The 11,538-nt window shown below is 68.1% G+C and carries 13 protein-coding genes; 7 read left to right on the top strand and 6 right to left on the bottom strand.

Going from position 1 to position 11,538, the window contains the following annotated elements; translation table 11 throughout:
- From AC1VAN_RS04305 to AC1VAN_RS04290, 4 genes are all read right to left on the bottom strand, one after another.
- Positions 1-2,289 (bottom strand): sensor domain-containing protein (locus AC1VAN_RS04305; protein ID WP_480985329.1); only part of this gene is annotated, 2,289 nt, incomplete at its 3' end.
- Positions 2,286-3,179, bottom strand: coding sequence for a hydroxymethylglutaryl-CoA lyase (locus tag AC1VAN_RS04300; RefSeq protein ID WP_033831001.1), 894 nt, complete (start codon positions 3,177-3,179; stop codon positions 2,286-2,288). The genes AC1VAN_RS04300 and AC1VAN_RS04305, both read right to left, overlap by 4 nt.
- Positions 3,180-3,349: 170 nt before the next feature.
- On the bottom strand, positions 3,350-3,736 hold the full coding sequence (locus AC1VAN_RS04295) for a VOC family protein (RefSeq protein ID WP_442251836.1): 387 nt from the start codon (positions 3,734-3,736) through the stop codon (positions 3,350-3,352).
- Between the two features lies 1 nt (position 3,737).
- Positions 3,738-4,526 carry an enoyl-CoA hydratase-related protein gene (locus tag AC1VAN_RS04290; protein ID WP_033831003.1) on the bottom strand — a complete coding sequence of 263 codons (789 nt, stop codon included), beginning with the start codon at positions 4,524-4,526 and terminating at the stop codon, positions 3,738-3,740.
- Positions 4,527-4,646: 120 nt separating this feature from the next.
- Between AC1VAN_RS04290 and AC1VAN_RS04285 the strand changes: the two genes are divergently transcribed.
- The 3 genes from AC1VAN_RS04285 to AC1VAN_RS04275 are packed head-to-tail and all read left to right on the top strand — an operon-like array spanning position 4,647 to position 7,014.
- A complete protein-coding gene (locus AC1VAN_RS04285; protein ID WP_025874743.1) occupies positions 4,647-4,901 on the top strand; it encodes a FeoA family protein in 255 nt (84 codons plus the stop codon).
- The gene (gene feoB, locus AC1VAN_RS04280) at positions 4,898-6,760 is read left to right on the top strand and encodes a ferrous iron transport protein B (RefSeq protein WP_480985328.1); all 1,863 of its coding nucleotides are present in this window, start codon (positions 4,898-4,900) and stop codon (positions 6,758-6,760) included. Before AC1VAN_RS04285 ends, feoB begins: the two co-directional genes overlap by 4 nt.
- Positions 6,760-7,014: a DUF6587 family protein gene (locus AC1VAN_RS04275; RefSeq protein WP_025874739.1), complete on the top strand. Its 255-nt coding sequence runs from the start codon at positions 6,760-6,762 to the stop codon at positions 7,012-7,014. The genes feoB and AC1VAN_RS04275 overlap by 1 nt, the downstream gene beginning before the upstream one ends.
- Before the next feature lie 204 nt (positions 7,015-7,218).
- Here AC1VAN_RS04275 and AC1VAN_RS04270 read toward each other — a convergent pair whose 3' ends face one another.
- Positions 7,219-7,800: an NAD(P)H-dependent oxidoreductase gene (locus AC1VAN_RS04270; protein WP_140227034.1), complete on the bottom strand. Its 582-nt coding sequence runs from the start codon at positions 7,798-7,800 to the stop codon at positions 7,219-7,221.
- Positions 7,801-7,855: 55 nt separating this feature from the next.
- A complete protein-coding gene (locus tag AC1VAN_RS04265) occupies positions 7,856-8,251 on the bottom strand; it encodes a MerR family transcriptional regulator (protein WP_059064101.1) in 396 nt (131 codons plus the stop codon).
- A gap of 159 nt (positions 8,252-8,410) precedes the next feature.
- Between AC1VAN_RS04265 and dapB the strand changes: the two genes are divergently transcribed.
- The 4 genes from dapB to AC1VAN_RS04245 all read left to right on the top strand — a co-directional run.
- Entirely contained in the window at positions 8,411-9,151 is a 741-nt protein-coding gene (gene dapB / locus AC1VAN_RS04260) for a 4-hydroxy-tetrahydrodipicolinate reductase (protein WP_480985327.1), read from the top strand.
- 195 nt (positions 9,152-9,346) lie between these two features.
- Positions 9,347-10,477 (top strand): glutamine-hydrolyzing carbamoyl-phosphate synthase small subunit, encoded by a 1,131-nt coding sequence (carA, locus tag AC1VAN_RS04255; RefSeq protein ID WP_442252245.1) that lies wholly within the window; start codon positions 9,347-9,349, stop codon positions 10,475-10,477.
- Positions 10,477-11,025 (top strand): hypothetical protein, encoded by a 549-nt coding sequence (locus AC1VAN_RS04250; RefSeq protein WP_442252244.1) that lies wholly within the window; start codon positions 10,477-10,479, stop codon positions 11,023-11,025. Before carA ends, AC1VAN_RS04250 begins: the two co-directional genes overlap by 1 nt.
- Before the next feature lie 54 nt (positions 11,026-11,079).
- The coding region (locus tag AC1VAN_RS04245) for a carbamoyl phosphate synthase preATP-grasp domain-containing protein (protein WP_480985326.1) at positions 11,080-11,538 on the top strand (459 nt) is incomplete at its 3' end.

Genomic DNA, 11,538 nt, shown 5'->3' with positions numbered 1-11,538 from the left:
GCTGTAGCCTTCGCCGAAGTCGTCGATGGTCAGCATCACCCCCATTTCGCGCAGGCGGGCGAAGGTGCGCAGGGTGTCCGGCGCATCCTCGATCAGCACCCGCTCGGTGAACTCCAGTTCCAGCACGCTGCCGGGCAGGCCGAATTCGTCCAGCACCTGCCGCACCCAGCGGGCGAGATCCTCACCGACGAACTGGCGCCAGGACACGTTGACCGCCACCCGCACCAGGCCGAGCCCGTCGTCCTGCCATTGCCGTACCTGCCGGCAGGCTTCGCGCAGCGCCCATTGGCCGATGCGCACGATGTCGCCGGTGTGCTCGGCGTGGCGGATGAACAGGTCCGGGCGCATCTGCCCCAGCTGCGTGTTGTGCCAGCGCATCAACGCCTCGCAGGCAATGGTGGCGCCGCTGCGCAGGTTGACCTGTGGCTGGTACACCAGGTGGAACTCGTCGCCATCGAGGGCCTTGTGCAACCGGCTCTCGATCTGCAGGCGGTCATGCTGGCGCTGTGCCAGTTCCGGGGAGAACACCTGCCAACCGTTGCGGGTGCGGCGCTTGCACTCGTACATCRCCGTGTCGGCGTTCTGGATCAGCTGCTGCGGCCGGTTGCCATCGCGCGGTGYGCGGGCGATGCCGATGCTGGCGGTCACCGGGAACTCGTCGCTGCCCAGCTGGAACGGTGCCGAGAACGCCGCAGTGATGCGCTCGGCCAGCTGTTCGGCCTGGTCCGGCTGGTCGCGCAGGTCGCAGATCACCAGGAACTCGTCGCCGCCAAAGCGTGCAAGCAGGCCTTCGGTGCCGATCGCAGTGGCGATGCGCCGGGTCGCTTCGATCAACAGTTCATCACCGGCGTTGTGGCCAAGCAGGTCGTTGACCACCTTGAAGCGGTCCAGGTCGATGTACAGCACCGCCACGCGGTCGTGGCTGGGGCTGTCCATGCGCACGCCGAGGTCGCTCAGCACCGCATCGCGGTTCATGATTCCGGTCAGCGGGTCGGTGCGGGCCTGCACGCGCAGGGTTTCCTCGGCSTGCTTGCGCTCGGTGATGTCCTGCACGGTGCCGGTGATGCGGGCGGCATCGACATCGCCGGCCGAGACCTCGCCGATCATCCGGATCCAGAACGAGTGGCCATCGCGGCGCTGGCCCTGCAGCTCCAGGCCGAAGCTGCTGCGGTGTTCGATGGTATCGGCCAGCGCCTGCTGCAGGGCGGCGCGGTCGTCGCTGCGCAGGCAGTCCAGCAGGTCGGGCATGTCCTCCAGGTCGGCCGGCTGGCCGACGATGCGCCGCGCTTCATCGGTGAGGTACAGGCGCTGCAGGCCGCGATCCCACTCCCAGCCGCCGATATGGGCCAGTGACTGCGCGCGCGCGAACAGGGTGTTGTTGCGCTTCAGTTCGGTGATGTCACTGAACATCGCATAGACATGGTCGGCCTGGTCGCAGCCGTTGCCGAACACCGGCACGTTGGTGGTGGACAACCACAGCATGCGTCCGCGCGGGCGGTGGTACAGGCCGATGATGGTGCTGCGGATCACCCGCCCGGCCTGGAAACAGCGGCTGGTCGGCCACTGTGACTGGGTCAACGGGTGGCCATGCTCGTCGACGATGATCCACGCTTCGGGATCGAGCATCGCGTTCAAGCCCACGCCGCCACCGGTGAGGCCGAGGATGCGATGTGCGGCCGGGTTGGCCGACAGCACGCGCAGGTCGCGGTCGAACAGGATCACGCCCTTGTCGATCGATTCCATCAACAGGCGATAGCGCGACTCTGCGCGCCAGCGCCCGCTCAGGTCGCGGGCGACGGCGACGATGCAGGGTTGGCCGCGGTCCTGGAAGCCGGCCGAGTGCACCTCCACCGGAAAGCGGCTGCCATCACCGCGCATGTTGGTCACTTCGATGACGTAGGTGTCGCCGCGGTTCAGTGCTTCCCACACCGGTTGCAGATGGTCGCTGGGCAGGTCGGGATTGAGCAGTTCGATCGGCTGGCCGACGATGTCCTCGCGCGGGCGGTCGTAGGCGACGATGCCGGCGCGGTTGACGTCCAGCACCACGCCTTCGGCGCTGAGGATGCTGACCGGGTCGGGCACGGCGTCGAACAACGCGGCATAGCGGGCCTGGGTATCCAGTTCGCGCTGCTGCGCATCGGCCAGCGCCTGCCGTGCCTGGCGCAGCAGCCTGGCCTGGGCCGGCGGCGGCGAAGCAGCCAGCGCCGCGTCCAGAGCGGCCAGCGCGACGTCGGTTGCGGCGGGTGTATCGCCGATGGCCGGACGGTCGCGCGGGCCGCTGTCGTTCATGTCGCTGCCAGCGCCTGCCCGACGCGGCTGGCGGTCGCGCGGCCGAGCAGTCCGGCCAGCCAGCGGCCGGTCTCGGCCAGCGACGGCAGGTCGACACCGCATTCCAGGCCCAGCCCCTGCAGCAGGTACACCACGTCCTCGCTGGCCACGTTGCCGCTGGCGCCCTTCGCGTACGGGCAGCCGCCGGCACCGGACACCGCACTGTCGACCACGCGCACGCCTTCTTCCAGGCAGGTGGCGATGTTGGCGATGGCCTGGCCGTAGGTATCGTGGAAGTGCACCGCCAGTGCGCTCATCGGGATCTCGGCAGCCACCGCCTGCAGCATCGCGCGGGCCTTGCGTGGCGTGCCGACGCCGATGGTGTCACCCAGCGAGATCTCATAGCACCCCATCTGGTGCAGTGCGCGGGCGACGCGCACCACATCGGCCAGCGGTACCTCGCCCTGGTACGGGCAGCCGAGCACGGTGGAGACGTAGCCACGCACGCGCACGCCGTCGGCGGCCGCGCGGCGCAGGATCGGCTCGAAGCGGGCCAGCGATTCATCGATGCCGGCGTTGGTGTTGGTGCGGTTGAAGGCTTCCGATGCAGCGGTGAACACCGCGATTTCCTGCACGCCGACGGCGCGCGCACGGTCGTAGCCCTGTTCGTTCGGCACCAGCACCGGATAGGCGATGCCCGCGCGGCGCTGGATGCCGGCATAGACCTCGGCAGCATCGGCCAACTGCGGGACCCAGCGCGGGCTGACGAAGCTGGTCGCCTCGATCGTACGCAGGCCGGTGGCCGACAGGCGATCGATCAGGGCGATCTTGTCGGTGGTGGCCACGGCCTGCTTTTCGTTCTGCAGCCCGTCGCGCGGGCCGACCTCGACGATGCGGACGAAATCGCTCATCGCGGCACCCCCATGAAAAGCGGGGCGGGGCGGGCAGGGCGGATGGGATCGGCTGGGGTCACGACGGTTCCTGGGAAACGGGGGCGGCCGGTCTTCGCCGGGCTGCCAGATGAGATACGCAGGCGGGTCGCACAAGCGGCCACGCCTGCGCCTGGTGGCGACGCAGGGGTCTACCCGGGCAGGTGGCAGACCGCCTCGATGTTGTTGCCGTCGGGGTCGATCACGAAGGCGGCGTAATAGTCCGGGTGGTACCAGGGACGCAGGCCGGGCGCACCATTGTCGCGCCCCCCTGCGGCCAGCGCAGCGGCGTGGAAGGCATCAACCTGGGCGCGTTCGGCGCAGACGAAGGCCACGTGCACGCCCTGGCTGAGCGGCGCCGCATTGCCCAGCCAGAAGAACGGCTTGCCGTGGTTGCCGAAACCCACGTGGTCGTGGGCACCGGTCTGTTCGGCGCTGACCTCCATCACCACGCCGATCTGCAGCGGTGCCAGCGCCTGCAGGAAGAAGGCACTGCTGCGCGGCAGGTCGCCGCTGTTCAAGCCGATATGGTCCAGCATGTCAGGCCTCCGTGACCCAGTGCGGCGCGCGTTTGTCGAGGAAGGCCCCCAGGCCCTCCTGGCCTTCGGCCGATACCCGCAGGCGGGCGATCAGGGCGGCATTGTCACGGTCCAGGCTGTCGCGATCATGGGCGTCGCGAACCTGCCGGACCAGCAGCTTGGCCGAAGCCGAGGCGATCGGCCCGGCCTTGTCGAGCAGGGCAAGCTGTCGCTGCACGGCCTCGTCCAGGCGTTCGGGCTCCACCAACTGGTGGATCAGGCCGATGCGCAGGGCGGTGTCGGCGTCGAAGTGCTCGCCGGTGGCGAACCAGCGGCGGGACTGGCGGCTGCCGATGGCCTCGATCACATAGGGCGAGATCACTGCCGGCAGCAGGCCCAGGCGGCTTTCGGTGAGGCCGAAGCGGGCGGCGCTGGTGGCGATGGCGATATCGCAGCAGGCCACCAGGCCGACGCCACCACCAAAGGCCGCGCCGTGGACGCGGGCGAGGGTGGGCTTGGGCAGCTCGTCCAGGGTGCGCATCAGCCGGGCCAGGGCCAGGGCGTCGTCACGGTTGTCGGCCTCGCTGGCGGAGGCCATGCCGCGCATCCACTGCATGTCGGCACCGGCAGAGAAGGAGGCACCGTGGCCGGCCACCACCACCGTGCGCACCGTGTCATCGCGGCCGGCCGCTTCCAGGGCTGCGGTCAGCCGGGCGATCAGGCCGGCGTCRAAGGCGTTGTGCAGCTCCGGCCGGTTCAGCCAGAGGGTCAGGACAGCGCCGTTGCGCTCGATCTGCAAAGCATCGTTCATGGGATTCCGGGGGTTGCTCCATACCTGTATGGATCATAGCGGGCCATTGGTCATGGGCCATGACGCGACGCGGGAATGTTAGAATCGAGAACCATTTACATCCAGCAGAGAACACGCTAGATGACGCTGTCCGAACTGCCCCTGCACGCCTCGGCCGTGGTCGATTCCGTGCAGGACCTGCATGCCAACGATGCCATCGCCCGGCGCCTGCGCGAGCTGGGCTTCGTCAAGGGTGAGGAAGTGCGCCTGGTGGCGCGAGGCCCGGTTGGTGGCGAGCCGCTGCTGGTGCAGGTCGGGTTCACCCGTTTCGCGCTGCGTATCAGTGAGGCCCGGCGCGTGGTCATCGACCCGGCCAGCCAGGAGGGACGTGCATGAGCGCCACCGCAACCGCCGCCCCGCTGCGCATCGCGCTGGTCGGCAACCCCAACAGCGGCAAGACCGCGCTGTTCAACCAGCTGACCGGCAGTCGGCAGAAGGTCGCCAATTACACCGGCGTCACCGTTGAGCGCAAGGAAGGCCGCCTGCGTGCGCCGTCCGGCCGCGAGTTCGCCGTGCTCGACCTGCCGGGCGCCTACAGCCTGCAGCCGGCCAGCCTGGACGAGGCGATCACCCGCGACCTGTGCCGGGGGTTCTACCCGGGTGAGGCCGCGCCGGACGTCCTTCTGTGCGTGATCGACGCCACCAACCTGCGCCTGCACCTRCGCTTCGYSCTGGAACTGCGCGAGCTGGGCAAGCCGATGATCATCGCCCTGAACATGGTCGACGCCGCGCAGCGCCGCGGCATCCAGATCGATGTGGCCGCGCTGGAGCGCGAGATCGGTGTGCCGGTGGTGGAAACCGTGGCGGTACGCAAGCAGGGCGCGCGTGCACTGGTGGAACGCCTGGATACGATGGTGCCGCACCTGGATGCGCCGCTGGCCGGCGTTGAGAGCGGCGTGGACTACCACGCGCAGGTGCGCGCGATCCTGGCCGCAGCCGTACGCATGCCGGCACGGACGGCGAAGATCGACGACACGCTGGACCGCTGGCTGCTGCATCCGGTGTTCGGCCTGATCACGCTGGTGGTGGTGATGTTCCTGATCTTCCAGGCGGTGTTCGCCTGGGCCACGCCGTTGATGGATGGCATCGAGGCCGGCTTTGCCTGGCTGGGTGAGCTGGCCGCCAGCGTGCTGCCGGCGGGTCCGCTGACCAGCCTGCTGACCGACGGCATCATCGCCGGCCTGGGCGGCGTGGTGGTGTTCCTGCCGCAGATCCTGATCCTGTTCGCCTTCATCCTGGCGCTGGAAGAGTCCGGTTACCTGCCACGCGCCGCGTTCCTGCTGGACCGCATGATGGCGGCGGCCGGCCTGTCGGGGCGGTCGTTCATCCCGCTGCTGTCCAGCTTTGCCTGCGCGGTGCCGGGCATCATGGCCACCCGCAGCATCCAGGACCCGCGTGACCGCCTGGCCACGATCCTGGTGGCACCGCTGATGACCTGCTCGGCAAGGCTGCCGGTATATGCGCTGCTGATCGGTGCGTTCATACCGGCCGGCAGGATCGGCATCTTCAACCAGCAGGGCCTGGTGCTGTTCGGCCTGTACGTGGCCGGCATCCTCAGCGCGCTGGTGATGTCGTGGGTGATGAAGAAGTGGCGTCGCGACAAGAGCGAGCACCCGCTGATGCTGGAGCTGCCGTCGTACCGCATTCCGCATCCGCGCGACCTCGCCGTCGGCCTGTACGAGCGCGGCATGATCTTCCTCAAGCGTGTCGGCGGCATCATCCTGGCGCTGACCATCCTGCTGTGGTTCCTGCTGTCGTTCCCGGGCGCGCCCGCCGACGCGACGATGCCGGCCATCGACTACAGCTACGCCGGCCAGATCGGCCACGCGATGACCGCGATCTTCGCGCCGCTGGGCTTCAACTGGCAGATCTGCATCGCGCTGATCCCGGGCCTCGCTGCGCGCGAAGTAGCGGTGTCCTCGCTGGCGACGGTGTATGCGCTGTCGGCCGCCGATGATGATGCGGCGATCTCCGCACTGTCGCCGGTGGTGGCCGACGGCTGGTCGCTGGCTACCGGCCTGGCCCTGCTGGTGTGGTTCATCTACGCGCCGATGTGCATTTCGACGCTGGCCACCATCAAGCGCGAGACCAACTCGTGGAAGACGATGGGCTTCTCGGCGTTCTACCTGTTTGCTGCCGCCTATGTCGCGGCGCTGATCACCTACCAGGTGACCGTGGCGCTGGGAGGCGGCTGATGGATGCCGGCCTGCTGGTCCAGTACCTGATCATCGCGGTGGCCGTGCTGGTCAGTGCGTGGGTGGTGTTGAAGAAGCAGGCGCCCGGCACCGTGCGCAAGCTGCGCGGCGCGCTGGCACTGGCGCTGCTGAAGCCGGGCCGTGCGGCCTGGCTGCAGGCGCTGGGCCGGAAGATCGCGCCGCCGGCCACTGGCGGTGGCGGTGCGTGCGGCGGCTGCGACAGCTGCGGACCGACGCCGCCGAAGCAGCACTAGAGAGGCGTCTGGGCGCTGCCCTGGTGAGTGCGGACCTTCCCTGGTGGGTGCGGACCTTGGTCCGCACTGCCGATTGATCATCCACGCATGGCGTGGATCTACCCATCCCCAGCGCTGCCCTCCAGCGGTGTCGGAATTGATCATCCACGCAGGACTTGGATCTACGTTGCAGGCAGGGTGAGGCGACCGGTTCGCGGCGATGCCTCAACCTGCCCGGGTGCCAAGCTCCGCTGCCAGTGCCAACCAGCGTTCGCGCTGTTGCGGCGTGCTACTGCGCACCGGGCCCAGCCGGCTGACCCGCACCGGGCGGATGCCGCAGAACTCAAGGATGGTGGCACGGATCTGGGTGATGCCCGGATCGCGGTAGATCCAGCGGTAGTACCAGGGCGGCGTATCCAGCGTGGTGATGACCCGCGCGCTGCGCCCCGCCAGCAGCCGGTCCCACCACACCGAATCGCGACGGTAGCGGAAGGCGAAGCCCGGCAGCAGCACGCGATCGAAGAAGCCCTTCAGCAGTGCCGGCATCGCGCCCCACCACGTCGGGTAGACCAGCACCAGGTGGTCGCAGGCCTGGATCGCGTCTGCTGCATCCTGCAGGTCGGTTTCCAACGGCTGTATCTGGCGATAACCGTGGCGCAGCACCGGGTCGAACTGAAGGTCGCCCAGGGCGATCATGTGCACGCGGTGGCCGGCGTTGCGGGCGGCGGTCGCGTAGCGCTGGGCGAGGGCGCCGCACAGGCTGTCGCGGTCGGGATGGCCAAGCAGGATCAGGATGGAACGGGACACGGCAGTCTCGGAGGCTGGAAGGCGACCGACGTTGCGCTATGCCCCAAGGGCAGAGTCAAACCCCGCCAGGGCAGCCAGCGGGAACCAGCACGCAGGTGCCATCGCCCTGCTGCAGCCATTGCCGCAGCTCGTCACCCACCTGCTGCAGTTCGACCTCGACGCGGGCAAGCCGCTCGCGCTCGGCGGCAATCGCAGTGCGCTGGCGTTCCAGCAGGGCGAGCACGGCTGGCCAGTCCAGCTGGCCGTCGCCACGCTGCAGGCGGGTGATGGCGGCCAAGCCGATGCCCAGCCCCAGTGCCTGCCGGATCAGCTGCACCCAGGCCACGTCCTGCTCGCTGTAGTCGCGATAGCGGTTCAGGCGCGGCACTGGCGGCAGCAGGCCGCGTGCCTCGTACAGGCGGATGGCCTTGGCGCTGGCGCCGGTACGGCGGGCGACTTCGGAAATGCGCACCGTTTCAGCCCTGCATCCGCGCAGGCGGCATGATGGCTTCAGCGCTTGGCGCGGGCGGTTTGCAAAGGTGCATGAGGTGCGGGCCAGCGCTTGAAGGGGCACGCAGCGTAGCAGCGACAGTGCTTGCCGGACCATGCGTGCTGCCGCTAGCCTGCGTGCATGAACCAGACTCCCCTGCGATTGCTTATTCACGGCGCCTCCGGGCGCATGGGCCAGGCCCTGTTGCGGCTGGCCGCCGAACATCCTGATTCCCTGCAGATCGTCGCTGCGGTGACCGGCCGCGCGCCGGCGCAGCGGGTGATCGACGGCGTGCCGTTCTTCGCGGCCAGCGAGTTGCCGGGGGCGCCGGTGTTCGATGTGGCGATCGACTTCAGCCTGCCCGAGGGCTTCGATGCGCTGCTGGCACTGTGCGTGGAGCGCGGTGCAGGACTGGTATCGGGCACCACCGGTATTTCCAGTGTGCAGCGCCAGGCACTGGAAGCAGCGGCGGCGAAGATCCCGCTGGTGTGGGCGTCGAACTTCAGCCTGGGCGTGGCGGTGCTCGATGAGCTGGTGGAACGTGCAGCGCAGGCGCTGGCCGGCTGGAACTGCGACATCGTCGAATCGCACCATACGCAGAAGAAGGACGCTCCCTCGGGCACGGCGTTGACCCTGGGTGCCGCGGCGCAGCGGGGCGGAGCCGAGCCGCAGTACGCCAGCCTGCGCGCCGGAGACATCGTCGGCGAGCATCTGGTGCAGTTCACCGGCCTGGGCGAGCGCATCGAGCTGGTGCACCGGGCCACCAACCGCGACATCTTTGCCCGCGGGGCGCTGTTTGCCGCTCGCCAGCTGCAGGGCCGGGCGGCTGGCAGGGCTGGCCCGGGCGCTACCCTTGGGTGCCTGCATACGGCCCCGGATTGAAATGAATGCGCAATCGCCTGTTCATGAATGGCGATAACCGCTGGCGCGAGCGCCCCGGCACCGCTACAATTCGCACTCGCCGAATCACGAAAGCCGGACCGGTCCCAGACCGTACGTCCGCGCTTTTTTGCAACCGGATTTCCGTGAGCGCAGGCGTGACTTCGGCACCCCCTCGGTAGCCAAAGTGAGAATTCCGTGACCCAAGCCGCAATCCTCGTCCTCGAAGACGGCACCGTATTCGAGGGCGAATCCGTAGGCGCGCCCGGCCTGTCCGTCGGTGAAGTGGTGTTCAACACCGCCATGACCGGCTACCAGGAAGTGTTGACCGACCCGTCCTACGCCCGGCAGATGGTCACGCTGACCTATCCGCACATTGGCAACACCGGCATGACCGACCAGGACGATGAAGCGTCCAAGGTGTGGTCGGCCGGCCTGATCGTGCGCGACGTACCGCGCCGCCCGAGCAGCTGGCGCAGCCAGGTGTCGCTGCAGGACTGGCTGATCCAGCGTGGCGTGGTCGCCATCGCTGGCATCGACACCCGCAAGCTGACCCGCATCCTGCGCGAGAAGGGCGCCCAGAACGGCGCGCTGATGGCCGGCGACGGCATCGATGCGGAAAAGGCACTGGAAGCGGCCCGCAAGTTCCCGGGCCTGAAGGGCATGGATCTGGCCAAGGTCGTGACTACCGACAAGACCTACGTCTGGACCGAGGGCCAGCTGGACCTGGACGCCAACGCCTTCGTCAGCGTGCCGGCCCAGTACAAGGTCGTGGCGTACGACTTCGGCGTGAAGACCAACATCCTGCGCATGCTGGCCGAGCGCGGCTGCGAGGTCACCGTGGTGCCGGCGCAGACCCCGGCCGCTGAAGTGCTGGCGCTGAAGCCGGACGGCGTGTTCCTGTCCAACGGCCCSGGYGACCCSGARCCKTGCGACTACGCGATCGCCGCGATCAAGACCTTCATCGACGTGAAGATCCCGACCTTCGGCATCTGCCTGGGCCATCAGCTGCTGGGCCTGGCCTCGGGCGCGAAGACGATCAAGATGGGCCATGGCCACCACGGCGCGAACCATCCGGTGCAGGACCTGGACAGCGGCCGGGTGATGATCACCTCGCAGAACCACGGCTTCGCGGTCGATGAAGCCAGTCTGCCGGCCACGCTGCGAGTGACCCACCGTTCGCTGTTCGACGGCACCAACCAGGGCATCGCCCGCACCGATGTGCCGGCGTTCTCGTTCCAGGGCCACCCGGAAGCCTCGCCGGGCCCGCATGACGTCGGTCCGCTGTTCGATCGTTTCGTGACCCTGATGGCCGAGGCGAAGGCTTGATGCGCAGCGCCGCTCTGCTGCTGTCGCTGTGCTGCGCCGCGGGTGCGGCACAGGCTGCGCCGGCGTCCGCTGCGGACATGGACGCGCTGCTGCACACGTTGAAGAAGGACTCGGTCGGTGCGTCGTCGGCGGCGATGATGGTCGAGGAGGTGCCAACGCTCAAAGCGCTGGCCGAAAGCGATCGCCAATGCGCCCGCACCTCCATCCAGTCGTTCTTCTACGTTCATGCGCGCCAGTCGTTGATCAACAGCCTTGGCGAGGACGGTGACGTGATCGTCGCGGACTGGTCGCGCTTCCTGGCCACACCGTCCGGAAAGGGTTACCTGATCCTCACCGGCGCGCTCCCGGAGTCGGCAGCGGACGCGTCGGTCAACGTCAACGACGAGGCGTACGCCGCCGGATTCGACGCCTTTCTCGGCAGTACGTCCTTCAAGCGCCTGGATGCTGGTTTCGATGCAATGAGCGTCCCTGACGAATTTGCGGTGAAACTGAGCCAGGGATTGCAGGACCAGTGCGGGATTGCGCTGAAACCCGAAGAGATTTCCTGATCGACAGCGTGCGATCACTCCCCCTTGTCACGCTGTACTGACTTAGAGAAGAAAATGCCCAAGCGCACTGACCTCAAGACCATCCTCATCATCGGTGCCGGCCCGATCGTCATCGGCCAGGCCTGTGAGTTCGATTACTCCGGCGCCCAGGCCTGCAAGGCCCTGCGAGATGAGGGCTACCGCGTGGTGCTGGTCAACAGCAATCCGGCCACGATCATGACCGACCCGGAGATGGCCGACGCCGTCTACATCGAGCCGATCAACTGGCAGACCGTCGAGAAGATCATCGCCAAGGAGAAGCCCGACGCGCTGCTGCCGACGATGGGTGGCCAGACCGCGCTGAACTGCGCGCTGGACCTGGCCGACAACGGTGTGCTTGAGAAGTACAACGTCGAGCTGATCGGCGCCAAGCGCGAAGCGATCATGATGGCCGAAGACCGCGAGCTGTTCCGCGTGGCGATGAGCGAGATCGGCCTGGAGTGCCCGACCGCTGCCGTTGCCCATACCCTGGAC

The sequence above is a fragment of the Stenotrophomonas sp. 05L44_2 genome, assembly GCF_056665995.1.
The sequence above is the reverse complement of the archived record's forward strand: the minus strand, read 5'-3'. Positions and strand labels throughout refer to the sequence as shown.